The organism is Nonomuraea sp. NPDC049152 (genome assembly GCF_040648355.1).
Classification (GTDB): domain Bacteria; phylum Actinomycetota; class Actinomycetes; order Streptosporangiales; family Streptosporangiaceae; genus Nonomuraea.
The window spans coordinates 209,836-235,814 of the sequence record NZ_JBEZDO010000007.1 but is presented as its reverse complement, the minus strand read 5'-3'; the positions used below and the strand labels follow the sequence as shown (position 1 = coordinate 235,814).

At 71.1% G+C, this 25,979-nt stretch carries 18 protein-coding genes; 9 read left to right on the top strand and 9 right to left on the bottom strand.

From position 1 onward, the window contains the following. Positions 1-3: 3 nt before the first annotated feature. The 6 genes from AB0B45_RS16060 to AB0B45_RS16035 all read right to left on the bottom strand — a co-directional run bounded on the left by AB0B45_RS16060 (position 4) and on the right by AB0B45_RS16035 (position 5,537). Complete coding sequence (locus AB0B45_RS16060; RefSeq protein WP_358130861.1) at positions 4-435, bottom strand: NfeD family protein; 432 nt, start codon at positions 433-435, stop codon at positions 4-6. A 141-nt stretch (positions 436-576) separates the two neighbouring features. Continuing rightward, positions 577-1,773 carry an Ig-like domain-containing protein gene (locus tag AB0B45_RS16055; RefSeq protein WP_358130859.1) on the bottom strand — a complete coding sequence of 399 codons (1,197 nt, stop codon included), beginning with the start codon at positions 1,771-1,773 and terminating at the stop codon, positions 577-579. Positions 1,774-1,825: 52 nt separating this feature from the next. Further along, a complete protein-coding gene (fahA, locus tag AB0B45_RS16050; RefSeq protein ID WP_358130856.1) occupies positions 1,826-2,923 on the bottom strand; it encodes a fumarylacetoacetase in 1,098 nt (365 codons plus the stop codon). Continuing rightward, positions 2,923-3,681 carry a hypothetical protein gene (locus tag AB0B45_RS16045; protein WP_358130853.1) on the bottom strand — a complete coding sequence of 253 codons (759 nt, stop codon included), beginning with the start codon at positions 3,679-3,681 and terminating at the stop codon, positions 2,923-2,925. Before AB0B45_RS16045 ends, fahA begins: the two co-directional genes overlap by 1 nt. After that, complete coding sequence (locus AB0B45_RS16040; RefSeq protein ID WP_358130850.1) at positions 3,678-4,838, bottom strand: homogentisate 1,2-dioxygenase; 1,161 nt, start codon at positions 4,836-4,838, stop codon at positions 3,678-3,680. Before AB0B45_RS16040 ends, AB0B45_RS16045 begins: the two co-directional genes overlap by 4 nt. A gap of 72 nt (positions 4,839-4,910) precedes the next feature. After that, positions 4,911-5,537 (bottom strand): helix-turn-helix domain-containing protein, encoded by a 627-nt coding sequence (locus AB0B45_RS16035; protein WP_358130847.1) that lies wholly within the window; start codon positions 5,535-5,537, stop codon positions 4,911-4,913. A 63-nt stretch (positions 5,538-5,600) separates the two neighbouring features. Between AB0B45_RS16035 and AB0B45_RS16030 the strand changes: the two genes are divergently transcribed. The 7 genes from AB0B45_RS16030 (at position 5,601) to AB0B45_RS16000 (ending at position 15,044) form a co-directional block, all read left to right on the top strand. Next, positions 5,601-6,236 carry a hypothetical protein gene (locus AB0B45_RS16030; RefSeq protein WP_358130845.1) on the top strand — a complete coding sequence of 212 codons (636 nt, stop codon included), beginning with the start codon at positions 5,601-5,603 and terminating at the stop codon, positions 6,234-6,236. A 124-nt stretch (positions 6,237-6,360) separates the two neighbouring features. Further along, a complete protein-coding gene (locus tag AB0B45_RS16025) occupies positions 6,361-7,974 on the top strand; it encodes a fatty acyl-AMP ligase (protein ID WP_358130843.1) in 1,614 nt (537 codons plus the stop codon). After that, a complete protein-coding gene (locus AB0B45_RS16020) occupies positions 7,967-10,819 on the top strand; it encodes an MMPL family transporter (RefSeq protein WP_358130840.1) in 2,853 nt (950 codons plus the stop codon). Before AB0B45_RS16025 ends, AB0B45_RS16020 begins: the two co-directional genes overlap by 8 nt. Next, entirely contained in the window at positions 10,816-12,171 is a 1,356-nt protein-coding gene (locus AB0B45_RS16015; RefSeq protein WP_358130838.1) for an MFS transporter, read from the top strand. The genes AB0B45_RS16020 and AB0B45_RS16015 overlap by 4 nt, the downstream gene beginning before the upstream one ends. Next, positions 12,168-13,334, top strand: a complete 1,167-nt coding sequence (locus tag AB0B45_RS16010; RefSeq protein WP_358130835.1) for a glycosyltransferase — start codon at positions 12,168-12,170, stop codon at positions 13,332-13,334. The genes AB0B45_RS16015 and AB0B45_RS16010 overlap by 4 nt, the downstream gene beginning before the upstream one ends. Positions 13,335-13,377: 43 nt before the next feature. Beyond that, complete coding sequence (locus AB0B45_RS16005) at positions 13,378-14,706, top strand: hypothetical protein (RefSeq protein ID WP_358130832.1); 1,329 nt, start codon at positions 13,378-13,380, stop codon at positions 14,704-14,706. Between the two features lie 44 nt (positions 14,707-14,750). Further along, complete coding sequence (locus tag AB0B45_RS16000) at positions 14,751-15,044, top strand: DUF6204 family protein (RefSeq protein ID WP_358130830.1); 294 nt, start codon at positions 14,751-14,753, stop codon at positions 15,042-15,044. Here the strand turns inward: AB0B45_RS16000 and AB0B45_RS15995 are convergent. Further along, entirely contained in the window at positions 15,013-15,618 is a 606-nt protein-coding gene (locus AB0B45_RS15995) for a TetR/AcrR family transcriptional regulator (RefSeq protein WP_358130828.1), read from the bottom strand. The two genes, AB0B45_RS16000 and AB0B45_RS15995, sit on opposite strands and share 32 nt — an antisense overlap. Before the next feature lie 10 nt (positions 15,619-15,628). Further along, entirely contained in the window at positions 15,629-17,044 is a 1,416-nt protein-coding gene (locus AB0B45_RS15990) for an alpha/beta hydrolase family protein (RefSeq protein WP_358130825.1), read from the bottom strand. Between the two features lie 227 nt (positions 17,045-17,271). Between AB0B45_RS15990 and AB0B45_RS15985 the strand changes: the two genes are divergently transcribed. Beyond that, positions 17,272-23,439 carry an SDR family oxidoreductase gene (locus AB0B45_RS15985; protein WP_358130822.1) on the top strand — a complete coding sequence of 2,056 codons (6,168 nt, stop codon included), beginning with the start codon at positions 17,272-17,274 and terminating at the stop codon, positions 23,437-23,439. Next, the gene (gene ccrA / locus AB0B45_RS15980; protein WP_358130819.1) at positions 23,436-24,761 is read left to right on the top strand and encodes a crotonyl-CoA carboxylase/reductase; all 1,326 of its coding nucleotides are present in this window, start codon (positions 23,436-23,438) and stop codon (positions 24,759-24,761) included. The genes AB0B45_RS15985 and ccrA overlap by 4 nt, the downstream gene beginning before the upstream one ends. Here ccrA and AB0B45_RS15975 read toward each other — a convergent pair. Continuing rightward, positions 24,727-25,920 carry a helix-turn-helix domain-containing protein gene (locus AB0B45_RS15975; RefSeq protein ID WP_358130816.1) on the bottom strand — a complete coding sequence of 398 codons (1,194 nt, stop codon included), beginning with the start codon at positions 25,918-25,920 and terminating at the stop codon, positions 24,727-24,729. The two genes, ccrA and AB0B45_RS15975, sit on opposite strands and share 35 nt — an antisense overlap. Positions 25,921-25,979: the final 59 nt, after the last annotated feature.

Genomic DNA, 25,979 nt, shown 5'->3' with positions numbered 1-25,979 from the left:
TGATCACTCCCGAGGGTAGACGAGGGCGGTTGCCCCTTCGATCTCGATGACGTCGACGGTCGCTCCGGCCGGGATCACCACGGTGTCGTCGTACGCCCGTGCCGTCCACTCCTCGCCGCCGATGCGGACCAGGCCGGAGCGGCCCGTGACCTCGCTGACGACGTAGGCGGACTTGCCGACGAGCGCCTCGATGCCGAAGCGCTGGTGCGGGGGCAGGCGGATGCTTCGCATGGCGATCGGCCTGACGACCAGCAGGCCGGCGGCCGAGGCGATGGTGAACACCAGGAGTTGTAGGGGAACTGGCAGCCCGATTGCCGCCACCATCGCAGTGAGCAGGGCGGAGGCGGCAAGCAGGCCGAGCGCGGCGGTGAGGGAGAAGATCTCGGCAACGCCGAGCACGACGGCAAGGACTATCCAGATGACCCAATCATCCATACTCCGGCCCTCCTGAAAGGAAAACGGGCCCGCGTCCCAATGGGTTCCCTCTCTACGGTAATCCTCTGGTTACCGGCATGGCAGCCTCCGAAGGTACCGAGATGAGGACATGTCCAGAGAGAAGGGTCGAGGGGGCTCGGGTCAGGGGAGGGGGTCGCGCGGCGGCGCGGTGGCGACCCAGCCGCCGGACGGTCGAGGGTCGTAGAGGGCGCTGCCCATGACCCACCGCTCCCAGGGCAGTTGCCAGTAGCCCCACCCGTTGTGCCACTCCAGCTCGCGAGAGGTCCCGATGATCGTGACAGGGTCGCCGCGCAGCGACGTCTCGTAGAACCACGCGGCCTGGTCGGGCCGGGCGTTGACGCACCCGTGGCTGACGTTCAGCCGCCCCTGGGCCCAGACGTTGTTCTTGGCGTGGACGTACTCACCGCTGTTGGAGATCCGCACCGCGTGGTCGATCAGCAGGTCGTAGAAGCCTGGGTCGCCCTTCTTCCTGCCCGGCGAGACCATCCTGACCGGGTTGCCCTTGTCCATGGTCAGGTGAACGCCGCTGGTCGTGGTGTACTCGCGGGTGGTGGCCACGCCCGCGCTGATCGCCATCCGCTGCACGACCCTGCCGTCGCGCCGCACGACCATCTGGTGGCTGACGGTGTCGACGGTGCTCGACTGCTTGCGCCCGACGGTGAAGGCGAGCGCGTGGTCGGCGGTGCCGTACACGCCGGGGGCTGATCTGACTCCCGCGAGATGGGCGGTGACCGCGATCTCCTGCCTGGCCGGCCAGTAGTGCTTGGTGCGGTAGACGACCTCGGTGTCGCTCAGCCACCGCCACGCTCCCTGGACCGGTTTGGCGGCGCGCACCTCGAGGGCGCGCTCGACGGCGGCCTTGTTCCTGATGGGGGTGTCGAAGGTGACGACGATCGGCGTGCCGACGCCGACGGTCTCGCCGGGCAGCGGCGACACCGAGAGCACCTTGAACGTGCGCTCGGCCGGACGGGTGCGGAAGCGCCCCATGGCCAGCGTGGCGGGACCGGCGGGCCCCGCCGCGGTGGCCGTCACGACGTGCTCGACGCCGGGCGGGAGCGTCCAGGTCGAGCGCCACACCGTGCCCGTCGGGTCGAGCGTGCCGGGCACGGCCGTGGTGCCCGCGTAGACCGAGACGTTGCCGAGCCTGCCGCCGTGGGCCTTGACGACCAGGCCCTTGTCGGGCCTGGCGTCGAAGTCGTCGAACGCGGGTGAGGCGGCGATCACCGGCCTGGCCGGCTCGGGCGCCTCCGCCGTCACCGACGTGCAGCCGCTGACCAGCAGTGACAGGCCGCTGAGCAGCAGGAGGGCGTGCCGCATCTCACTCCTTCACTCCGGGGGAAGCCCCCAGAGCTTAGCGAGGAGTGAGTGGTCAAGCACGTTGAGTGACAATACCTGACACTTCGCCCAAACTGATGTCTCCCGCCGTGGCGCGAATCGTGACGGTGTCGCCGTCCTCCAGGAACGTCCTGATCTGTCCATCGCCCAGCTTGAGCGGTTCCGTCCCGTTCCATGTGAGCTCGATGAGCGAGCCACGCGTGTCAGGGCTCTCGCCGGAGATTGTGCCGCTGGCGAACAGGTCTCCCGTCCTGAGCGTCGCGCCGTTCACCGTCATGTGCGCCAGCATCTGGTCGGGCGTCCAGTACATGTCCCGGTACGGCGGCCGCGAGACGATCTCGCCGTTCAGCTCGACCTCCAGCACGATGTCGAGCCCCCAGTCGCCCTCACGCGACAGGTACGTCAGGGGCGCGGGCTCCTGCACCCGCCCCTCGATCCTGGGCAGCGCCTCCAGCGGGGTCACCCACGGCGAGATCGAGGTCGCGAACGACTTGCCCAGGAAGGGGCCGAGGGGCACGTACTCCCACGCCTGGATGTCGCGCGCGCTCCAGTCGTTGACCAGCGTCACCCCGAAGACCCGCTCCTCGAAGGAGCCACCGTCGGGCGAGCCCACGACGAAGCCCAGCTCGGCCTCGATGTCCAGCTTCGCGGTCGGCCCGAACCTGCCGGCCCCGAGCTGCCCCTTGGGGCGCGTGACAGGGGTGCCCGACACGACGACGGTGCCCGCGCGGCCGTGGTAGCCGACGGGCAGGTGCCGCCAGTTCGGCTTCAGCGGCTCCTCGTCGGGGCGGAACATCCTGCCCAGGTTCGACGCGTGCTCGATCGAGCAGTAGAAGTCGACGTAGTCGGCCACCTCGAAGGGCAGATGGAGCGTCACCTGGTCGAGCGGGACCAGGTGGGGCTGGACGAGCGATCTGTCGGTCGACAGCTTGTTGACGATCAGCGCGCGGGTGTCACGCCACGCCCGGTGGCCGCGGGCCATGAAGGCGTTCAGCGAGCCGGTGGCGAACACCTCGTCGTGCAGGGCGGCGGCCAGGTCGAGGACGGCGTCGCCGTATCGCACGCCGACGCGGGGGGCCTGGCCCGCCCGCGAGAAGACCCCGTAGGGCAGGTTGTCGAGTCCCCAGCTCATCAAGCATCCAATCCGAGGGTCTTCAGGTCGTCGATGGGCGCGGCCGTGCTGCACGAGCCGTAGCTGACCAGGAGCCTCCTGGCCCGCTCGGCGGTCTCATCGGGTACCTCCCGCGCCTGCCGTGCGAGCTCGCCCACGTCGGTGGAGGCGAGCACCCGCATGGGGTCGCGCTTCTCGACGGCCGCGCAGACGGCGAGGACGAGGTTGAGGAAGCCGTGCCTGTCGACGCCGAGCGAGGGGTCGAAGTGGCGCACGGCGTGGTGGAGACCCGCGGTGGCCTTGAACGGCTGGTCGTGCTCGGCGCAGTAGGTGATGAACTCGGCGAGCTCGGCGACCGAGGGGAAGGCGTCGGCGGTCATGCCGCCGCAGCGCACCTTGAGCCCCACCCCGTGCGGCACGTGGACGATCTTCCTGGGGTGGACCTCGACGAACAGCCTGACGTTCTCCGGTACCGGCCGTATCTCACGGCTCTCGACGAAGTCCACTGCCAGGTCGGAGAAGTCGGGAAGGGTCTCGGTGTCGACGATCAGCCCGATCAGCCGCGGCTGCTGCGCCTGCCTGCGCAGGCCGTCGAGGCGGCTGGTCGGGCACAGGAAGCGGTGTGTCAGCACGGGGTGGCCCGCGTCCAGGTCGCGCTGGTGGCGGGCCAGCGCCTCGTCCATGTGCATGGAGGTCGGAGGGAACAGTCCCGCGTCGTCGACCAGCGCGGAGAAGAGCGTCGTCTTCAGCGGCGGGGTGCCGCACTCGTAGGCGCTCATCGGGCCCAGGTCCATGCGTAGCCGGGGTCCTCGCAGGCCAGCGCGCCGTCGCCGAGGTCGAGCGGGCGGAAGGTGTCGACCATGACGGCCATCTCGCTGGTGTGGGTGGCGCCCGAGGCGATCACCGCCTCGACCGCGCCCGGCTGCGGGCCGTGGGTGAAGCCCGCGGGATGCAGGGAGATCGAGCCGACGTCGATGCCCGAGCCCGCCCTCGCGGAGTAGTCGCCGCCCACGTAGAACATGAACTCGTCGGAGTCGACGTTGTGGTGGTTGTAGGGGATCGGCACCGCCTCGGGGTGGAAGTCGAGCGGGCGCGGCATGAACGAGCAGACCACGAAGCCCGGCCCCTCGAAGGTCTGGTGAACCGGCGGCGGCGCGTGCGTCTTCTTCACCACGGGCTCGAAGTCCTCGATGTTGAAGGCGTAGGGATAGAGGTAGCCGTCCCATCCGACGACGTCGAAGGGGTGGTTGCGGTAGGTCAGCCTGGTGAGCCCGCCGCGCGTGCGCACCAGGACGGGGACCTCCTCGCCCTCCTCGATCAGCGGCTCCTGCGGCGTCCTGAGGTCACGCTCGCAGTAGGGGGCGTGCTCGAGGAACTGGCCGTACTGCGACAGGTAGCGCTTCGGCGGCCTGATGTGCCCGGAGGCCTCGATGACCAGCGCGTTGACCTGGCCCGACGGCACCCAGCGGTGGATCGTGCCGGTGGGGATCACCACGTAGTCGCCTTCGCCGGCCTCGATGGCGCCGTACGTCGACTCGAAGCGGACGTTGCCGCGCTGGATGTAGACGCACTCGTCGCCCTTGGAGTTGCGGTAGAGCTCGCTGGGCCGATCGGTCGTGGCGTACGACAATCGGACGTCGTTGTTGGCCGACAACAGGATCCGCCCGTTGACCAGGTCGCCCGCGCTCGTCAGGTCCTGGGTTCGGAAGTGGCGCGGGGAGAGCGGCAGGTTCGGCGAGGTGATCGAGGGAAGCGGCGACTCGGCCGCCTCGGCCTTGATGATCGCGGTCGGCAGGTAACGGTGATACAGCAGGGACGAGTCGGAGGAGAAACCCTCCTCGCCCATCAGTTCCTCCGCGTACAGCCCGCCGTCAGGGCGCTTGAACTGCACGTGGCGCTTGCGCGGGACCTCGCCCACCTGGCGGTAGTACGGCATCGCAACTCCGTCCGTTTATCGGACAATTGTGTCCTCTATCCGTATTTACGGTCCTTTATCAGGGGCGGGATGTCAACCGAGCGCGACGGCGAGCTCCTGGGCGGCCTCGACCACCCGGGGGCCGACCTCCTCGCTCAGCGGCCCGAACGTCACGACGCCCACCGACGCCTCCAGCCACGGCAGCCCCGTGACAGGCGCGGCGACGCCACGCGCCCCCTCCTGCAACTGCCCCTCCGTGACGAGATAACCGGAGTCGCCCGCACGCATCGCCAGGATCGCCTGCCCCGCCGCGCCCCTGCTGAGCGGATGCCGGGCGCCCTCCCTGTAGGCGACGTGCATGTTCGTCCACGAGGGCTCGACCACGGCCACGGCCAGTCCGTCGTCGCCCTCGGCCACGGTGAGGTGCGCGGTCGCGCCGACCTGCTCGGCCAGCCTGCGCAGCGTCGGCAGCGCCGCCGCCCTCAGCAGGGGCTGCACGGCCTGGGCCAGCACCAGCACGCCGTACCCGAGGTGCGCTCTTCCCTCGCCGTCGCGGCGGACGAATCCCTCGTTCTGCAGCGAGGTCAGCAACCGGTAGACCACGGGGCGGCTCAGCGAGAGCTGGGCCGCGAGCTCGGTCGGCGTGCGCCCACCGTGGCCGTCGGCGAGCAGCCTGAGCAGATGGAGCCCGCGTTCAAGCGTCTGGGCGGATTCAGCCATGCCCTGATTATGTCCGCGTGCGCCGAGTGTGACGCTGAGCTGCGAAAGGGTAGGTAAACCGTCATGCAGCTGAAGTGGCTAGCCCTCGCGGCCATCACGGCCGTGTGCGCGGTCATACCGCTGCTTCCCTCCATGGGCACGCAGCCCGTCTCCATGGTTCGCGACACCCCCGTGATCCAGGACCACACTCACCCGAACCTGCTCGTCGAGAACGTCTTCCACCTCACCGAGGGGGTCGAGGTCGACGAGCGGCTGCTGACGACCGACAACGTGTACTACTTCGAGCGCGGCGAGGTCGCCCCCGGCGTCGGGGTCTCCGAGCTCGGCTTCCTGTACGGCACGCCGAAGCGGTCAGGGGTCTACAACGCCACGGTCACGATGTGCAAGGGCGAGGCCTGCACGCGAGAGCCGATCACGGTCATCGTCCACAAGAGGGTCTCGTGGTCGCCCAACCAGCTCACCTTCCCCGGCAGGATCGGCGTGCTGCTCGACGGCGAGATCGGGATCGACGGCGCCCCCGGAGGAGTGCTGCCCACCTTCACCGTCATCGACCCGCGCCAGCTTCCGCCGGGCGTCACGATCGGCCCCGACGGGCACGTGGGCGGGGTGCCGACCAAACCGGGCATGTACGCCGTCCCCGTGCAGGTCTGCGTGGCGAGCGACTGCTCGGGCGTGGTCGTGCGCCTCATCATCGCCTGACGCGGCCGCTGGTTGTCACACCGGTAACAAGACCGGAAGCGGAATGTGCAGGCGTTTGGCAAGAATCGCACGCCTTTCTGCCGTAATTTGCTAGGTCCCTGTCAGCGGCGAGGGGACTTTCGGCATGGACGTTCTGATCGGCCGGGTCGCGCGATGGGCGCGGGAGATCCCCGACGCGCCCGCCTACACCTTCGTCGACTACCTGGGGGACGGGCGCGAGCACACGCTGACGTGGCGTCAGGCCGACCTCAAGGCGCGAGCGCTGGCCGTACGGCTGCGCGAGGTCTGCGCGCCAGGCGACAGGGCGGCCATCCTCGCGCCGCAGAGCCTGGAGTACGTGGTGGCGATGCTCGGCGCGATGTACGCCCGCGTGGTGGCGGTGCCGCTGTTCTCGCCAGAGCTGCCGGGCCACGCCGAACGGCTCGCCCTCGCCTACGCCGACGCCGATCCCGTGGTCGTGCTGACGACCAGCGCCGCCATGGCGAACCTCCCGCCCGCCAAGGCCGTCATCGCCGTGGACACCGTCTCCGACCTGCTCGCCGAGGAATGGGAGGACGAGCCGATCGGCCCCGGCGACCTCGCCTACCTGCAGTACACCTCGGGCTCGACCAGGACGCCCGCCGGGGTGGAGATCTCGCACGGCAACTTCGGCGCCAACGCGGCCCAGCTGTGGGAGGCCTTCGACGCCAGGCCGCGCACGTCGGTCGCCGCGCTGTGGCTGCCGCTCTTCCACGACATGGGGCTGATCGCGATCATCGCCTGCCCGATCGTCGGCGGGAACCGGGCGGTGTTCATGGACCCCGTGGCGTTCGTCATGAAGCCGACGCGGTGGCTGCGGCTGCTGTCCGGGCACGACGACGTCTACACCGGCGGGCCGAACTTCGCCTTCGAGTACACGGCCGCCAGAGCCGCCGACCCCGCCGACCTCGAAGGGCTCGACCTGTCGGGGGTGCGGGTCATGCTCAACGGGGCCGAGCCCGTACGGCCGTCGACCATCTCCCGCTTCGCCTCGGTCTTCGGCCCGTACGGCCTGCGCCCCGAGGCGCACACCCCCGGCTACGGCCTCGCCGAGGCGACGGTCTTCGTCGCGGCGGGCTCGATCGACGCGCCGCCCCTGGTCACCGACTTCGACAGGAGCGCTTTGGCGGAGGGGCGGGCCGTGCCGTACGGCGGCGAGGGGTTCGCCAGCACGCTCGTCTCCTGCGGGCGGCCCACCGGGCAGCGGGTGCGCGTCGACTCCCCAGGCGACGGGCACGTGGGGGAGATCCGGGTGAAAGGGCCGAACGTGGCCCGAGCCTACTGGCGCGACCCCTCGCGCACCGCGGAGGTCTTCGCCGACGGATGGCTGCGCACGGGCGACCTCGGCGTGATCCACGAGGGCGAGCTCTACATCACCGGGCGGATCAAGGACCTGGTGATCGTGGACGGGCGCAACCACTATCCGCAGGACATCGAGGCGACCGCGCAGGAGGCCTCCGACGGGGTGCGCAAGGGGCACGTGGCCGCGTTCGCCGTGGCGGGCGCGGAGACCGAGCGGCTCGTCGTCGTGGCGGAGCGGTCACGGCTGTCCCGCGACGAGGAGAGCGTGATCAGCGAGGTCCGTGCCGCGATCTCGCGCGACCACGAGGTGGCGGCGGAGGTCGTGCTGGTGGCGGCGGGGGCGGTGCCGCGCACGTCCAGCGGGAAGATCGCCCGGCGGGCCTGCCGGCAGGCCTATCTGGAGGGCGTGCTTGTTTGAGTCGCTGGGCCGGTTCGTCCACCGCGGCCGCTGGACGCTCCTCGTCCTGAGCGTGGCCGTCGCGGTGCTCGTCGCGCCCTTCGGCCTGGAGCTGTTCGGGCGGATGGCCGACGGCGGATTCGAGAACCCCGCGGCCGAGTCGACCACCTCGGCGACCTGGAACGACGACTGGTACAGCGGGAACTCGCCCGACGTGGTGGTGCTCTACACCCATCCCACGGTCTCGGCCCGCGACCAGAGGTACAAGAAGGCCGTCCACGACTCGCTGCGCCGCCTGTCGTCCACCCACGTGCGGCGGATGGCGACGTACTGGACCACCCACTCGGCCAAGATGATCTCGCGGGACTCGCGCTCCAGCTACGCGCTGATCACGCTCAAGGGCGACAAGCAGCGGGCCTACGCCGCCATCGAGCAGCGGCTGCGAACCGTCGAAGGGCTCTCCGTCAAGATCGGTGGCGCCGTGCCGCTGCTCGCCGACCTCAACACGCAGACGGGCGCGGACCTGGCCAGGGCCGAGGCGATCTCCATGCCGGTCCTGCTCGTGCTGCTCGTGCTGGTCTTCGGCAGCCTGGTCGCCGCAGGCCTGCCGCTGCTGGTCGGACTGCTGGCGGTGCTCGGGGCGCTGGTGCTGCTGCGGCTGCTGACCGAGGTCACCGACGTGTCGGTCTTCTCGCTGAACGTCGTCACCATGCTCGGGCTCGGCCTGGCGATCGACTACTCCCTGTTCGTGCTCAGCGCGTTCCGCGAGGAGATCAGGCGAGGGGTGTCCACCGAGGCGGCCGTGGTGGCGACCATGGCCACCGCGGGAAGGACCGTGGCCTTCTCGGGGCTGACGGTGGCGACCGCGCTGCTCGGGCTGCTGCTGTTCCCGCAGATGTTCCTGCGCTCGATCGGGCTCGGCGCCGCCGCCGTCGTGCTCGTCGCGATGGTGGCCGCGCTCGTCGTGCTGCCCGCCGTCCTCGGGATCCTCGGGCCGCGGGTGGACGCGCTGCGCCTCACCCCGTCCTTCGGCGGGCCGCGGAACGGCGGCGCGTGGCACGCCGTCGCCTCCAGCGTGATGCGCACACCGCTGCTGTACCTCGTCGGGGTCACCGCGGTGCTGATCTCGCTCGCGCTGCCGTTCGTCGACGTGAAGTTCGGCAACGTCGACCACAGGGTGCTGCCCACGCGGGTCGAGAGCCGCCAGGTCGCTGAGGCGATCGACACCTCCTTCGCCAAGAACTCCATGGCCGCCATCGACGTGCATGTGCTGGTCGAACGCGACTTCCAGGAGGCCGATCCGCTGCTGCCAGGACCGCTCGGCCAGGGCCACACGGTCGTCAGCCCCCTCACCCCTGTGCTGCCCACGGACGTCAAACCCTTCACCGACCGCCTGCGCCGCCTTCCGGGCGTCACGGGCGTCGACGTCACCGGCTTCTCGGAGACCAACGGCGCCGTACGGCTGGCCGTCCGCTACGAGGGCGACCCGATGTCGTCCTCCGCGCGGTCGCTGGTCACGCTCATCAGAGCGATGACGCCCGAGCCCAACGTCAGGTCGGTGGTCGTCGGCGGGCCCACGGCAGCGCAGATGGACCTGATCGCCAGCCTCACCGCGACCCTGCCGTGGATGGCGCTCGTGGTGTGCGGGGCCACCTTCGTCCTGCTGTTCGCGGCGTTCGGGTCGCTGCTGCTGCCGCTGAAGGCGCTGCTGATGAACGTCCTGTCGATCGGCGCCTCCTTCGGGGTGATCGTGTGGGCCTTCCAGTACGGGAACCTGGCCTCCCTCCTCGGGTTCACGCCCACGGGCACCATCGAGGCGACGGTCACGGTGCTGATCCTCGCGGTGGTGTTCGGGCTGTCGATGGACTACGAGCTGTTCCTGCTGTCCAGGGTGCGGGCCGAGTGGCTGCGGACGGGCGACAACACGGCCGCTGTCGCGGTCGGGCTGCAGAAGACCGGCGGGATCATCACCAGCGCCGCGCTGCTGCTGCTGGTGGTCATCGGGGCGTTCTCGACGGCCGGGATCACGATCGTGAAGCTGCTCGGCGTGGGGATGTTCGTGGCGATCGTGGTGGACGCCACGCTGGTGCGGGCGCTGCTGGTGCCCGCGACGATGCGGCTGATGGGAGCGGCGAACTGGTGGCTGCCCGGCCCGTTACGCGGCCTCCACCGCCGGATCGAGCTCCGCGAGCACGTCGCCGGCGATCCCGCCCCTGCTCCTCGTGCCCCCGTTCCAGCGCCTGCCGCCCGGCCCGCGCCCCTGTCCGCGCCCACGCCGCCCACGCCGCCCGCGATGTCGGGGCCGCGACCCGCCGTCGCCCTCCCGGCCTCCGCTCCCGCTCCCACTCCCGCTCCCACTCCCGCTCCCGCTCCCACTCCCGCTCCCACCCCCGTCCCCGCTGTCGCGCCTGAGGAGCGGGTGGCGGCGGTGGGCACCCGGCGGGTCGTCAGGCCGAACCTCGACGGGCCGGGCTGGCAGTGGGCCGATGAGGACGAGCGCCGGCCCGCGCCCGCCGTCCTGCCCCCGACCGGCCCCGCGCCGGTCACCGCCCGCCCCCTCGACACCGACCCGGGCCCCGTGCTCGACCGCGGCCTCCTCTTCGGGACGGACACCGACCCCATCCCGCCGCCCTTCCCCGTCGAGCCGGTCAACGGGAAGAGCGTGCGGCGCAAGCGGGGACTCAACCCGTACCCCGGCACCACCGCTCCGCGGAGGCCCCGTCCCGAGCCGGCGAAGGAACAGGACGAGACCGCCCACGAGCCGCCCGAACCCCGGCTGACCTGGGTGAAGGTCAAACCGCGTACCAGGGTCGTCAAGGCGAGTCCCGAAGGCCCCGGCTGGAGCTGGCAGGAGGTGGACGGATGACGCAGCTCGCCCTCCACGGCGGCAGGAGCGCCAGGGCATGGCCGCTCTTCCTGGTCGTGGCCCTCGCCGGGTTCGTGACGACGCTGGACAACACGGTCGTCACCGTCGCGCTCCCCACCATCAGGGCGGACCTCGGCGCCGGGCTCGCCTCGCTGGAGTGGGTGGCGACCGGCTACATCATGACCTTCGCGGGGCTCATGCTCGCGGGCGGCCGCCTCGCCGACGTGTACGGGCGCAGGAAGGCGCTCGTGGCGGGCCTGGTGACGTTCACGGGAGCATCGCTGGCCGCCGGCCTGGCGACCACGATCCAGTCGCTGGTCATCGCGAGGCTCGTCCAGGGAGCGGGCGCGGCGCTGATCCTGCCCGCGACGCTCGCCGTACTCGCGGGAAGGGACGAGCGGCAGCGGTCGACGGGCGTGGCGGTGTGGATGGCGTCGGGAGCCGGCGCGCTGGCGCTCGGGCCGGTGGTCGGCGGCTACCTGAGCCAGCACGCGCACTGGACGTGGGTGTTCCTGATCAACGTGCCCATCGGGGCGGCGGTGGTCGCGCTGGCGCTCGCGGTCGTGCCCGAGGGCAGGGAGCAGGGCGCGGCGCGGGTGGACCTGCCGGGCGTGGCGACCTCCGCGGTGGTGCTGTCGGCCGGCACGTTCGCGCTGATCCACGGCTCCGATTACGGCTGGACGTCGCCGGTGATCGTCGCGGCGGCGGTGGCGTGCGCGGTCGGGGCCGTGACGTTCGTCGTGGTCGAACGGCGGGCGGCCGAGCCGATGGTGGACCTGGTGCTGTTCACGGCGCGCTCCTTCACCGGCGGTGTGGTGGCGCAGGTGCTGTGGGGCCTCGGCGTGAACGGCGTCTTCTTCTACACCGCGATCTTCCTGCAGGGAGTGCTGGGCTTCTCGCCGACCGCCTCAGGGGTGGCGTTCGTGCCGCTCGCCGTCCTGGTGGTGGCGGTGACGCCGCTGGTTCCGCTGGTCGAGCGGCGGATGGGGGCGGGCAGGACCGTCGCGGCCGGACTGGTGCTCGTGGCCGCGGGGATGGGGTCGGTCGCGTTCCTCGGACCCGGCGACGGGTGGGGCGAGCTGCTGCCCGCCGTGAGCGCGATCGGGATCGGGTCCGCGCTGACGATGCCGCTCGGGTCGGCCGTCCTGGGTGCGGTCCCCGAGGCTCGGGCGGGGGTCGCGGGAGGCGTCTTCACCGTCGGCAGGGAGATCTCGGGACTGTTCGGGATCGCGGCGATCGGGGTGATCGTGCGGAGCGGGGGGACGTTCGCCTCGGGGTACTCGGCGGGGTTGCTGGTGGCGGCGGCGCTGGTCCTGGTGGGCGCCGCGGTGAGCGTGGTGGCGCTGCGGTGAGGGTCGCGATCCTGGCGTTCGGGTCGAGGGGCGACACCCAGCCGTGCGTCGCGCTCGGCCACGAGGTGCGGGCACGCGGCCACGACGTCACGGTCGTCGCGGCCGCGCGCTACGCGCCGCTGATGGACGGGCTCACGCTCGCGCCGCTCAGCGTGGATCCCGTCGCCGTTCTCGACTCGGACGAGGGCCAGGCGTGGCTGCGCAGCGGCCCTCTCGGCTTCGTCTCCGGCTTCAAACGGGTCGTCGAGCCGCTCGCGGAGAAGCTGGTCGTCGAGGTCGACGCCGCCGCTCGCGACGCCGACCTCGTCCTCGCGCCCGCGCTCGGCGGCATGGGCGCGCACCTCTCGGAGCGGTACGGCATGCCGTATCGGCTCATGCACTTCCAGCCGAGCCATCCCACGGCCGCCTTCCCCAACCCGCTCGTCCCTGTGCGCACCCTCGGCGGATGGGGCAACAGGGCCAGCTACGCGGTGATCGAGAAACTGAGCTCGCTCGTCCTGGGCAGGATGATCGACAGGTTGCGGCGCTCGGTGCTCGGGCTCGGGCCCGCACGCGGCGAGCGTGAGGTGCCCGTGCTCTGCGCGGTGAGCCCGCTGGTGGTGCCGAGGCCGAGGGACTGGCCCGCCAGGGTCCACCTCACCGGTTACTGGCGACTGCCGCCCGGACCGCTGCCGGAGGAGGTCGCGGCCTTCGTGCACGAGGGGTCGCGGCCGGTGTTCGTCGGGTTCGGCAGCATGAGCCCGCCCAAGGGCCTGGCCACCCGGGTGCTCCAGGCGCTCAGGCTGGCGGGCGTGCGGGCCGTGGTCCAGGGGCTGGACGTGGAGCGTTCGGCGACGGTCCTGCCGGTCGAGGAGGTCGACCATGCCGCGCTCTTCCCGCTCGTGTCCGCCGTCGTCCATCACGGAGGGGCGGGCACCACGGCCACCGGCCTCACGGCGGGCGTGCCGAACATCGTCTGCCCGTTCTTCGCCGACCAGCACTTCTGGGGCGCGCGCGTCGCCGCGCTCCGGGCGGGCCCCGCGCCGCTGCCGGTCAGGCGCCTCACGGCCAAGGCGCTGGCGGCCAGGTTGCTGCGTGCCGTACCGAACCCTCGACTGGCGGCCCGACTGCGAGTGGAAGATGGAGTACGGCAAGCGGTGGATCTCTTACAACTGTCCGGATAGTGTGCTACTTGCCCACCTTTGATCACCCCCCGAAGTAGGCGACATGCGTTTCCGGAAGATCTTCGTCATCGGCCTGGCGCTTTCGCTGCTGGGTATCGGCGTCCCTGCCTGGTCGGACAACGACCCCAGGAGCTGCAACGACCTGATGTCGAGCGACACCCCCGCGTACGTCGTCTGCAAGTGGATGGCGACGCCTGAGGAGGCCGCCGACATCGCCAGGTTCTGGCTGGACAACGACGGCGAGAACATGCGGAACACCGTGCCGGTCGACAGCCCGACCATCGACTGCACCGAGGCGGGCAACACCTGCCCCGAGGTGCCCGACGACAGCATCACCGGTGACGTGGGCGACCCCGACCCCGCGGGGGAGAACGACGGAGGCGGCACGCCCGAGTGCGAGGGCGGCACCAAGGACTGCTACGTCGACCCTTCCGAGCTGTCGACGGCCGAGGTGAAGACCGCGGCCGAGACCGCCGAGCTGTCGGCGGCCGAGGTGAAGACCGCGGCCGAGACCGCCGAAGGGCAGGCGGTCAAGGCGGCGACCGAGGCGGGGCTGCGGGTCTGGATCGACACCGACCTGGCCGACGACTGGAAGGCGGGCAAGCTCGCCGAGGCAGTGAAGCGGGTCGGCGCGCTGGCGATGCAGCAGGGCGTCACGGGCATCAGGTTCAGCTCCCAGCTCGGCTACAACCAGACGTTCACCTCCGCCGACGAGATCGACAAGTTCGTGACCGAGGCCGCGGCCGCGCTGCGTGACGCGGTTCCCGGCAGGAAGCTGGCCGTGCACACGGTCGTGCCGGTGCTGGGCTGCGGGGCGAACGAGGCGTGCAAGACCGAGCTCGGCAAGAAGTACCCGCTGCTCGACCCCGAGCGCGTCGGCGCGTGGCTGTCCAAGGGCCTGGTCGACCAGCTCTCCCTCGACAACGGCCACCTGGCCACCGAGTACGCCACCTGGAAGATCGACGCCGCCACCGCCCAGCGCAACCAGTGGATCCAGGTCAGGGCCCGCGCGTGGGACGCCTACGCCACGATCGGCGCCGAGGACGCGGTCTTCACCGCCCCCGGCTCCTCGAAGCTGACCGCCGAGCAGGCGCTGAAGACGATCACCGAGCGGGTGGCGACGCCGCTGCAGTCCGACGCGGCCGAGACCGTGACCCTGTGGACGCGCTGGCAGGACCCGAAGGGCGCGGTCAACAGGGTGCTCGGGGAGAAGCTGGCCGGCAACGCCACCTGGGAGCAGCTCACCAGGCTGAGCGAGGTCAAGCCGCGCCTGGCCACCCTCTACAACCCCGCGACGCCCGAGGTGGACGTGGCCACCGACCTGAAGAAGTACGCCGAGGCGTTCGGTCAGGTGTACCTGGCCGCCGCCTAGATTTTTGTAGTCGACTCCAAGTTTGGCGTAGACTCCATTTCGATATGGACACCTACCGAGTGATCATCAGGGCCAGGTTCGACGGGCTCACGGACGCGCAGCGCGAGACGCTGCGCTCGCAGGCCGACACCTGCGAGGTCGGCTTCAGCGAGCGCGGCTCGCTCGCCTACGACCAGTCCGTGAGCTGGTTCACCTTCCGCTTCCAGACCGTCGCCGACGACGACGCCGAGGCCCAGATCGCCGCCCTCGACGCGCTCTCCTACCCGTTCAAGAACGAGACCATCGGCGTCACGAACATGACGGAGATCAGTAGCCGCGCCCTGCGGCGCCGTGGCTGAGCAGGTCGAAGGCGTTGTCGGCGGCCTCAGCCGCCTCGGGGAAGACCTCGTCGGCCGTACGGCCGGCCGAGAGGGCCGAGGCGTTGTCGAGCGCGAGCACCTGGACGACCGCGATCACCTGGGCGGCCACCAGACGCGGGGCGGGCCCGCCCAGCGCGTCGGCCAGCAAGGCCGCGTCGGTCGTGCCGTACTCCACCACGCGGGCGGCAAGGCTCGGCGTGCCGAACACCAGCCGATGGAAGGCCAGCACCGCGGGCAGGTCACAGAGCCCGGTGACGGGGTCGCGCGCCTCCAGGCCCTCGCGGAAATGCCGGTGCAGGGCGCGTAGCGGCGTCTCCCGCGGGTCCCTGGCGGCGACCACCCTGGCGTGCTCGCCCTGATGGTCGGCGATGCGGTGCAGGACCAGGTCCTCCTTCGCCGGGAAGTACCTGAACAGCGTCGGCTTCGACACCTCCGCCGCCGCCGCGATGTCCGCGACCGCCACCTGGTCGAAACCCTCGGCGAGGAACATCGCGATCGCGGTGTCGGACAGCAACTGCCGCGTTCGTTCCTTCTTGCGGTCACGCAGGCTCATGGAACAAGTGTCACTGCTGCAGCGTCCAGTTCACGACGCCGAGCGGGAGCGGGCCCGGCTGCACGGCGTCAGGCGGCGTGATCGGCGGCAGCGGGGTGTCGTACTCCCACTCGCGCTCGTCTCTCATCGTCGCCACCTTCGGGTCGCCGCCGCCTCTCAGTCCCAGCGCCCGCAGGGCCATCGGGAAGGAGTTCTTGAACTCCCTGTTCCAGTAGGGCCAGGTGTGGGTGCCGTTGCCGTACAGGTTCATGGTGTGCTTGATGCCGAGCGCGTCCAGCCGCTTGCTCAGCGCCTTGGCCGTGTAGGCCGAGATGGGCTCGCCCAGGTGGGCGGGGTGCCACGGCGAGCCGGGCGGGTCCAGCGGGCCCGCGAAGCTGTTGGTGCCGCTCGACATGTAGATCGCCGTGCCCTTGAGGTTCGGGGCGAGCACGACGGGGTCGTTGGCGGCCCAGACGTCCTTGTTCCTTGACGGGTCGCCCCACAGCGCGTTCGGGTCCTGGCCCTCACTGAGCTGGGCGTTCTGGATGATCTGCGGGATGCCGGGCAGCTCCGTCGCCATGATGCCGCTGAACGCGCCGACGAACCCGAACATGCCGGGATTCTGCGCGGCGTACTTCACCGCTCCGTAGGCGCCCATCGACAGGCCCGCGATCGCCCTGCGCGTGCCCGCGCGGTAGCCGATCTCCAGGAGCTGCCGTACCTCCTGGGTATGGAACGTCGCCCAGGCAGGGCTGCCGCCGCGGCCGCCGTTGTACCAGTCGGAGTAGTTGCCGGCCCTGCCTGCTTCGGGCATGACGATGATCGCGTCGACGTTCTCCGTGAAGGAGACGACGTCGGTCATGCGGGTCCACGCGGTGTAGTTGTCGGCGCCGCCATGCAGGAGGTAGAGGACGGGCCAGGTGCGCTTGGCGGACTTGGACCAGTCGCGGGGAAGGAGCAGGCGAACGGGCGTCATCCGGCCGATGGACGGCGAGGAGATGAGGACGTCCATCATGCGCGGGCCGAGCCTGCGCTCCCTGACCACCCTCGCCGGGCCCTTCAACGCTCTCTGCCCGGGGGAGTAGCGGGGGTCGCCGGCGTTCTGGGGCTCGGCCTGCTGTTGCGGCGGCTGCTGGGGTTGCTGCTCGGGTTGTCGCTTCGGGATCGGGGGCGGCTGGCCGTTCGGGTCGTTGAGGAAGGGGTTGTCGCCGGTATCCCCCTGCGGCGGGACCTCTCCCGGCTGACCGGGCACGTCGGGCTCATTGGGTGCGGCCGGTCGCCTGGGATCCGACTTCTCCTGTCCCGACTTCTCCTGCACGGACTTCTCCGGCTCGGTCTTTCCCTCGGGCACCAGCGACCACTTCGGATCGGCCTGCGCGGGGCCGGTTGCCGAGCCCACGACCAGCACCGACGCCAGCGCCACCGCCAGCAAGTCCTTGGATCGCATGATGCCCATCACCGTCCTCAGCCGTCCTCAGCGTGCAGGTGAGGCTAGGTCCTGTGGGCGGGCTGCAGCTATCACCGGAGGCAACGAAAAGGCGCTGCGGCTTGCGCTCTCCGGACAATTATCACGGGCGTGACAAAACGAACCGGAGGAATGTTCCGCTACGGGCTGCTCCTGAACGGTTCGCATCGGTAAGTTGACCGATCACCCCCGGCAGCATGGGAGCGCCCATGGACGTACTCGGTGAAGGCGACATCCGACGCTTCCTCGTGGAGCGGATCTCCTCCCGGTGTGCCGCGGCCGACGTGGACCCTGACCGGCCGCTGGAGGAGTTCGGACTGTCCTCCAGGGACGCCATGGGGATCGCGGGGGAGCTGGCCGAGCTCGTCGGACGGGAGTTACCGCCGACCCTGGTCTGGGAACACCCGACGATCAACCGCCTCGCCGCCGCCCTCTTCCCGCCTCACCCGCTCCCGGACGACCGTTCACCCGACCCGCGCCTCCCGCTGAGCGAGGGGGACTCGCCAGACCCGGGCCCCCCGCTGAGCGAGGGATGTTCATCCGCCCCGCGCCTCCCCTCTGTCGAGGGGCGCTCGCCCGACCCGTGCCGCCCCTCGATCGAGGGGCGCTCGCCCGAGCCGATAGCGGTGGTCGGGGTCGGGTGCCGCCTGCCGGGCGCCGAAGGGCCCGAGGCGTTCTGGGACCTCCTCGTTCATGGCCGCGACGCCGTACGGACGGTGCCCGAAGGCAGATGGGAACGGTTCGACGACGGCACGGCCCGCACCGCCGAAGCCCTCCGCCGCACCACCAGGCACGGCGGCTTCCTCGATGACATCGAGGGATTCGACGCGGAGTTCTTCGGCATCCCGCCGGGTGAGGCCGCCACGATGGACCCCCAGCAACGCCTCCTGCTCGAAACGGCATGGGACGCGCTCGAGCACGGCGGCATCGCCCCGCGTTCGTTACGCGGCAGCCGTACCGCCGCGTTCGTCGGCATCTCGGGCAACGAGTACGCCCACCTCACCACCGCCGACCCCGCCTCCGTGGACGCCTGGACGGCCACCGGCGCCGCCTTCAGCATCGCCGCGAACCGGCTGTCCTACCTGCTCGACCTGCACGGGCCCTCCATGGCCGTCGACACGGCGTGCTCGTCCTCCCTCGTCGCCATCCACCTGGCGGTGAACACCCTCCGCGCGGGCGAGAGCGACCTCGCCCTCGCCGCCGGCGTGAACCTGCTGCTCTCCCCAGCCGTCACCATGGCCTTCGACCAGGCGGGCGGCACCGCGCCCGACGGCAGGTGCAAGGCGTTCGACGTGTCGGCCGACGGGATGGTGAGGGCCGAGGGGTGCGGCGTCGTCGTGCTCAAACGCCTGTCCGACGCCCTGCGCGACCACGACAGGGTCCTGGCGGTGGTCACCGTGTCCGCGGTCAACCAGGACGGCCGCTCGAACGGCCTCGTCGCCCCCAACCCCGACGCCCAGCAGAACCTGCTCCGCACCGTCTACGCGGGCCTCGACAGGGGCCCGGACTACATCGAGGCCCACGGCACCGGCACCTTCCTCGGCGACCCCATCGAGGCCCGCGCCATCGCGGCCGCCCTCCCCGGCCCCATCCTGCTCGGCTCGGTGAAGACCAACCTCGGCCACCTGGAGGCCGCGGCTGGGGTCACGGGCTTCATCAAGACGGTGCTGTCACTCCACCACGGCCTCATCCCGCCCAGCCTGCACTTCGACACGCCGAACCCCCACGTGCCCTGGGACTCCCTCACCCTGGTCACCGAACCGACCCCATGGCCCCGCCCCGGCGCCCGAGCGGGGGTGTCATCGTTCGGCTTCGGTGGCACCAACGCCCACATCGTCCTCGACGCCCTCCACCCATCCGCACCCACTCCACCCGCATCCCTTCCACCCGCATCCCTTCCACCCGCGTCCCTGCCAGATATGGCCTTTCCGCCCGCGGTTCTTTCACCCGCAACACCCGCGGCCCCTATGCCTGCAGCCCTTTCGCCTGCAGCCCTTCCACCGGCGATCTCTGAGACGCGGCCGCAAACGATCGGCACGCTTCCGGCGCGGGTGCTCGTGCTGAGCGACACCACGGCCGACCGGGTCAGGGCGCAGGCCGCCGACCTGGCCGCGTGGCTCACCACCCACCCGGGTCCGCGACCCGACAACGAAGGGAACGGCGCATCAGCGAGCGGCGCTCCTCCGGAGAGTGGCGCCTGGCTGGGGGATGTCGCGTACACCCTGGCGAGGCGGGCGGGCAGAGGCAGAGTGGGCGCGGCTGTCGTGGGGAGGACCGCCGACGAGCTGGCCCATGCGCTCAGAACCATCGAACCCGCGCCCACCGGAGGCAAGGGGCCGGTGTGGGTCTTCAGCGGGTACGGCGCGCAGTGGCCGGGCATGGGGCGTGATCTCTACGCCGCCGAGCCCGCCTTCAGGGAGGCCGTCGACGAACTGGCGCCCCTGCTGAAGGCGGAGGGCGGCATCGAGCTGCACGATTGGGAGGCGCGCGGCGTCGCACACCTTCAGCCGATGATCTTCGCTGTGCAGATCGCTCTCAGTAGGCTGTGGACTGCATACGGGATACGGCCTACTGCTGTCATCGGACACTCCATGGGAGAGGTCGCGGCGGCCGTCGTCGCCGGTGGGCTCGGGCTGCATGACGGAGTTCGGGTGATCTGCAGGCGGGCGCGGTTGCTCGGCTCGCTGGGCGGGGGCGGGGCGATGGCCGTGCTGGAGGTCGCCGCGGAGGAAGTGCCGGCCGGCCTTCACATCGCCGTGTACTCCTCGCCGACGCAGACCGTCGTCACGGGTGATGAGGAGGGCGTGGCGCGGTTCGCGGCGGAGGTGGAGGCGGGCGGGGGGTACGCGAGGGTGCTGACGGCGGAGGGCGCCGGGCATTCGCCGCAGGTCAAACCGCTGCAGCCCCGGCTGAGGGCTGAGCTGGAGGCGATCTCGCCGGGCAAGCCCTTGGTGCCGTTCTACTCGACGGTGCTCGACGACCCGCGGGAGACACCGACGTTCGAGCCTGCCTATTGGGCGGCGGGGATCAGGCGTCCTGTACGGCTCATGCAGGCGGTGCGGGCCGCGGCGGAGGATGGATACACGGTATTCACCGAGGTCGGGCCCCATCCCGTGCTCGCCGCCGCGCTTCGGGACAGCCTTCCTCGGGGTGTGCTGGTGACCCATTCGCTCACCAGACCGCGCTCCTCCGACACGGGACCCGCCCCCGAAGGGCGGAGGGTCGACTGGTCCGATGGTCAGGGTCGTGTGGTGCGGGGGTTTGAGGCGCAGGTGGCCAGGGTGGCGGCTGCCGTACCTCCGCGTCTGGACGGTCGGGTGGTGGACGTGCCGCGGCCGCGGTGGCGGCGGGAGCGGCACTGGGTGGTGGAGCGTCCGCGGGCGGCGGGTGGGCATCCGGTGCTGGGCGTGCATGTGGAGACGCCCACGGGTCAGAGCTGGTCCACCGTGCTCGACGACCTCTCGGAGGCGCCGTGGCACATGGAGTACGCGACATGGCACAGGAGCGGGCATGCCGTGCTGCCGGTGGAGGTGGTCGCGCGGCTGGCGTCGGCGGCGTTGGGAGGGGAGGACGTCGAGGACGTCGCCTTGTACGGGCTGTTGCCGCTGCCTGCGCGGGTCACCGTCACCCTGGTGGGCGGGCGCGTGGAGGTGCATGCGAAGGACGCGGCCGACGTGTGGAAGCTGTACGGCTCGGCGGGCGAGGGGTCCTCGGACAACGCGTGGGAAAGAATCCGGCGTTTCCGTGTAGATGGGACTTTCGAGGGAATCGAGACGCGAGAGATCCATGAGACCGGCGTCCCGGTACGGCTGGCCGACAAGCTCGTCGAACGGATCTGGGCCCCGGCCCCGCTGGCGGACGACCAGGCGGCGCCGGCCCGCGAGTGGCTCATCCTGGCCGATGAGGGGGATCCGCGGGCCGGCCGCCTGGCCGCGTCGCTGCCCGCGGGGCCAGACGGCGATCCGCTCCTACTCGTGCCGGTGAGCCCTGATCCGGTGCGTGTTCTGCTGGATCTGGCTCGGATGGCGGGCGACGGCAGGCGGCTGAGGATCGTCACCGAGCGGGCGCAGGCCGTCGTGGAGGGGGAGCCGGGCGAGCCGTCGGCCGCGTCGCTGCGTGGCGTGATCAGGGTGCTGGCACTGGAACGTCCCGAACTCAGAGCGACCCTGATCGACGTCGATGACCTTTCGGTGCTGGCGCGGGAGCTGGCCTGCGACTCCGATGACGACGAGGTGGCGTGGCGCCGTGGCGTCCGTTATGCCGCTCGCGTCCGTCGCGCCGGGCTCCCCGAGCCTCCCCGGTATCGCGGTGTCCTGCCTGTGGTGCGGGAGGGGGGCGGATACCTGATCAGCGGCGGGTACGGCACGCTCGGTCTCCTGGTCGCCCGCCGGCTGGTCGAGAGAGGCGCGGGACGGGTCGTGGTGAACGGCCGTTCGGGGCCGTCGGCCGAGGCCGCCGCCCAGCTCGCCGGGCTCAGGGCCGTCGAGGTGGTCACGGGAGATCTCGCCGCGGAGGGTACGGCGGAGCGGCTGGTCGCGGCGGTGACCGAGGGCGGGGTACGGCTGTGCGGGGTCGTCCACGCGGCGGGCGTGCTGGACGATCGACTGATCGCGGACCTGACGGAGGCCTCGGTCGAACGGGTGTGGTCGGCCAAGGCGACGGGCGGGTGGCGGCTGCACGAGGCGACCAGGGGCCAGGACCTCCGCCTCGACTGGTGGGTGGCGTTCTCGTCGGCCGCGTCGCTGCTGGGCTCGCCTGGACAGGCCGCCTATGCCCTGGCGAACGCCTACCTGGACGCGTTGTGCGATCTCCGTAGGGCGGAGGGGCTGCCGGCGGTGTCCATCAGCTGGGGGACGTGGGCGGGGGCGAACCCGTTGCCCGCCATCGCGCCCCTTACTCCGGGGGAGGGGATCGAGGCGCTGGAGGCGCTTCTGCAAAGGGAGCTGTCGGCGGGGGTGGTCAGGCTCGACCCGGCGATGGCGGTGGCGGTCTTCCCTGGGGTGGGGCGCATGCCGTACTTCTCCATGGTGGTGGAGGGGGTCGGGGAGCGGCGGCTCGACCTGGAGGAGCTGGCGCCCGAGGAGGCGCTGCGGGTGATCGGCACGCGGGTGCGGGAGCGGGTGGCGGGGGTGCTCGGGCTCGATGCCGGGTGGTCGGCGGAGGAGCCCGGGGGTTCCGGGTGGTTGGGCGAAGGCACGGTGCTGACGGATCTGGGGCTGGACTCGCTGGCGGCGACGCGGTTGCGGGGGACGTTCGAGCACGACTTCGGGGTGGCGTTGCCCGCCGGACCGCTGCTCAGGGGCGGCACTCTCGGAGAGGTCGTGCGGGCACTGGCGGCCGAGCTGGGGGTCGTGGGGGCTCGGGCGGTGGAGGTGGGGCCGAGGGACGCGGCCGAACGGCTGGTCGTCAGGGTGGCGGGGGAGGTGGTGGGGCGGGTTCTCGGGGTGAACGAGGCGATCCCTGCCGAGGTCCTGTCCGCCCTGGAACGCGAGGTGGGGCGTCGGATGGACGGCGTGACAGTGGCCGAGGTGGCCGAACGGGTGCGGGCGCTGGACGAGAGGGAGGCCGAGCGGGGGATCGTCAGGCTGCTGACACCCGGACTGAGCCCGCCCACCGCGAACGCCAGGCCGTTGTTCCTCGCACACCCGGCGGGCGGGACGACGGGCGTCTACCTCAGACTCGCGTCCCTTCTCGGCACCCCCGTGTTCGGGCTGGAACGGGTGGAGGGCGGGGGCGGCATCCCCGAGCGGGCCGCCGCCTACGCCGAAGCCATCACCGGCACCTGCCCCGCCCCCTATCGGCTCGGGGGCTGGTCGTTCGGCGGGATCATGGCCTTCGAGATCGCCAGGCGGCTCGGCGACGCCGTCGAGCTGGTCGCGATGATCGACTCAGGGCTTCCCGACCGGCTCGACCCCGCCACGCTCGGCGACGTCCACGCCCGGAGGTACGCCGACTTCTGCCGGTACCTCCGCGATACCTACGGCGCCGCCATCGCCCTCACCTACGACGACCTGAAGGACCTCGACGAGCGCGAGCAACTGGCGCTCACCGAGGCGCGCATCGAGGAGTCGGGCGTCCTGGCGAATCTGAGCCCCGCCATCCTGCGCCACCAGCGGACCTCCCACGAGGACACCCTGGCGATCGAGCGCTACGACTGCGGGCCGTACCAGGGAAAGGTCGTCCTCTATCGCTCGACCGAGCCGACCCCGTGGTCCGTGGAGGACGTTCGTTACGCGCACACGGACGACCCCGCCAGAGGCTTCGCGCCGTTTGCGAAGGACCTGGAGATCGTCCCCGTTCATGGATCACACCATCTGAACCTCCTCGACCCCCCACATGTAGAGATCGTCGCCGCACACTTGAGAGGTCTCCTATGACGCTGGCACAGGCAGTGATCGAGGGCGCGGATCCCGAAGAGCTCGAGCGCGCGCAGGTCCCCTCGACCTACACCGCCGCCTACATCCGCAAGGACGAGGTCGGCATGTTCGGCAGGACGCCGCACGGCGTGAACGGGGTGGACAAGGATGTGCGCAGGTCGCTGCACGTGGGCGAGGTGCCCATGCCCCGGCTGGGCCCGGACGAGGTGCTGGTCGCGGTCATGGCCAGCGCGATCAACTTCAACACCGTCTGGTCGGCGATGTTCGAGCCGATCCCGACGTTCGCCTTCCTCGAGCGGTTCGGCAGGACCGATCCGCGCCACGACCTCGACACGCACGTGCTCGGCTCGGACGCGTCCGGCGTGATCGTCAGGAAGGGCGCGGCCGTACGGCACTGGCGGATCGGCGACAAGGTGGTGACGAGCCCCGCGTACGTGGACAGCGAGGACCCCGTCACCCACCACGACTCCATGCTGGGCGGCGACCTGCGGGCGTGGGGGTTCGAGACGAACTTCGGCGGACTCGCGGAGTTCGCGGTGGTGAAGGCGACGCAGCTGCTGCCCAAGCCGGCCCACCTGAGCTGGGAGGAGGCCGCCTGCAACATGCTGTGCGCGTCCACCGCCTACCGCATGCTGGTCGGCGAGCACGGCTCGCGGATGAAGCAGGGCGACGTGGTGCTGCTGTGGGGCGCGACCGGTGGCCTCGGCGCTTACGGCGTGCAGCTTGTCAAGAACGGCGGCGGCATCCCCGTTGGCGTGGTCAGTTCGCAGGAGAAGGCCGAGCTGCTGCGCAGGATGGGCTGCGAGCACATCCTGGACCGCACCCAGTTCGAGCACCTGGACGACGAGAAGTCGTGGCGCAGGCTCGGGGCCGAGGTGCGCAGGCTGGTCGGCGAGGATCCCGCGATCGTGTTCGAGCACACGGGCAAGGAGACGTTCGGCGCGTCGGTCTACGTCGCGAGGAAGGGCGGCTCGGTGGTGACCTGCGGGTCGTCCAGCGGGTTCGAGCACGCCTACGACAACAGGCACCTGTGGATGAAGCTCAAGCGGATCATCGGCTCCCACGGTGCGAACTACCTGGAATGCGCTGAGATCAACCGCCTCATCTCGCTCGGGATGATCCATCCGACGCTGTCGCGGGTCTATCCGCTGGAGCGGGCGGGTGACGCGGCGCGTGCCGTACAGACGAACGAGCACGTCGGCAAGGTCGGGGTGCTCTGCCTGGCGCCGGAGGAGGACCTGGGCGTCGAGGACCGCGAGCTGCGCGAGCGCGTCGGCGAGCGGAGCCTCAGGCTGTTCCGCTCCTGGCCTGTCGCGCCCTGAGGACGATCTCCAGCTCGAAGCGGATGTCGGGGTCGCCGAGCTGCTCGCCGTACAGCTCCTCGAGCTGGCGCAGCCGGTAGCGGACGGTCTGCGGGTGGACGTGCAGCCTGGCGGCCACCTCGCCTGCGCCCCTGCCGTACCGCAGCCAGGCCAGCAACGTCTCGGCGAGCCGGTCCTGCTGCGACTTGCGCAGGTGCGCGAGCGGCGCGAGCCTGGCCTGCGCCAGCGCGCCGACCAGGTCCTCGTCCTTGAAGACGATCAGCGTCGCCATGTGGTCGGCGCAGCGCAGCGGCCCTCGGGCGCCGGGCAGCACCCCTCTGCGGGCCAGTTCCAGCGCCTCGCCCGCCCACCGCAGCGAGACGGCGGCTCTGTCCAGCGGTACGGCGGGGCCGACCGCGGCCCGCCATCCGCGCAGGCTCTTCTCCAGCATCTGGGGACGGCCAGGGCCGTTGGGGTCGGGGACGAGCAGGCACGGCTGCGGGCGTTCGAGGCCGAGGAGGACGTCAGGAGGAAGGGAGGGGGTGCCGTTCCTGTCGTCGAGCGCGACGCCCGCCACGGTCCTCGGCAGCCGCCAGCCCGCCGCCTTGGCCAGGTCGGCGATCGCCTCCGCGCCGGCGGAGGGCTGGGAGAGCAGCAGGTCGAGCAGGCGGTGGCGGCGGCGTTCCATCTCGCCCGCCGCGTGGGCCCTGGCCTCGTCGAAGCCCTCGGCGGCCGCGTCGGCGAGCTGGTCGAGGTAGACGAAGATCGCCTCGCCGAGGTCGTAGAGCGACTGGGGGGACAGGCCGAGCGGCTCGGCCAGCTCCGTCAGCCGCCGCCAGCCGACCCTGGCGCCCAGGCGCATGGCGGTCTGGAGCGGTTCGAGGTTGCGGCCCTCGGCGGCCTCGCCTCTGCCGATCACGCGGAACGGTTCGGGGTCCCACGGGGCGTCGGGGTCCTCGATGCGGTCGAGGAAGCGGCCGATGGCCTCCTCGACCGCCATCCGCACGACCTTGATGTAGATCTCGTCCGACGGCCTCGCGTACTCGGGGATCCGGGCCTGGATCTCCTCGATCACCTCGTCGGAGAGTCTGCCGATGCCCGGGCGCAGCCCGTGGACGATGCCGGGGGGAGCGGACTCCCAGAGGCGGCGCCCGTCGCCCCAGTCACCCTTGATGCCCATAACCCCTCCCGTCGCCTCTTGTTACTTAACTGACAGGGTTGGATTGAGCAAGTGCTTGT

Coding starts and splice junctions, on each gene's coding strand:
- AB0B45_RS16060 (WP_358130861.1), bottom strand. CDS start 435: ATGGATGATTGGGTCATCTGGATAGTCCTTGCCGTCGTGCTCGGCGTT.
- AB0B45_RS16055 (WP_358130859.1), bottom strand. CDS start 1,773: ATGCGGCACGCCCTCCTGCTGCTCAGCGGCCTGTCACTGCTGGTCAGC.
- fahA (WP_358130856.1), bottom strand. CDS start 2,923: ATGAGCTGGGGACTCGACAACCTGCCCTACGGGGTCTTCTCGCGGGCG.
- AB0B45_RS16045 (WP_358130853.1), bottom strand. CDS start 3,681: ATGAGCGCCTACGAGTGCGGCACCCCGCCGCTGAAGACGACGCTCTTC.
- AB0B45_RS16040 (WP_358130850.1), bottom strand. CDS start 4,838: ATGCCGTACTACCGCCAGGTGGGCGAGGTCCCGCGCAAGCGCCACGTG.
- AB0B45_RS16035 (WP_358130847.1), bottom strand. CDS start 5,537: ATGGCTGAATCCGCCCAGACGCTTGAACGCGGGCTCCATCTGCTCAGG.
- AB0B45_RS16030 (WP_358130845.1), top strand. CDS start 5,601: ATGCAGCTGAAGTGGCTAGCCCTCGCGGCCATCACGGCCGTGTGCGCG.
- AB0B45_RS16025 (WP_358130843.1), top strand. CDS start 6,361: ATGGACGTTCTGATCGGCCGGGTCGCGCGATGGGCGCGGGAGATCCCC.
- AB0B45_RS16015 (WP_358130838.1), top strand. CDS start 10,816: ATGACGCAGCTCGCCCTCCACGGCGGCAGGAGCGCCAGGGCATGGCCG.
- AB0B45_RS16005 (WP_358130832.1), top strand. CDS start 13,378: ATGCGTTTCCGGAAGATCTTCGTCATCGGCCTGGCGCTTTCGCTGCTG.
- AB0B45_RS16000 (WP_358130830.1), top strand. CDS start 14,751: ATGGACACCTACCGAGTGATCATCAGGGCCAGGTTCGACGGGCTCACG.
- AB0B45_RS15995 (WP_358130828.1), bottom strand. CDS start 15,618: ATGAGCCTGCGTGACCGCAAGAAGGAACGAACGCGGCAGTTGCTGTCC.
- AB0B45_RS15990 (WP_358130825.1), bottom strand. CDS start 17,044: ATGCGATCCAAGGACTTGCTGGCGGTGGCGCTGGCGTCGGTGCTGGTC.
- AB0B45_RS15985 (WP_358130822.1), top strand. CDS start 17,272: ATGGACGTACTCGGTGAAGGCGACATCCGACGCTTCCTCGTGGAGCGG.
- ccrA (WP_358130819.1), top strand. CDS start 23,436: ATGACGCTGGCACAGGCAGTGATCGAGGGCGCGGATCCCGAAGAGCTC.
- AB0B45_RS15975 (WP_358130816.1), bottom strand. CDS start 25,920: ATGGGCATCAAGGGTGACTGGGGCGACGGGCGCCGCCTCTGGGAGTCC.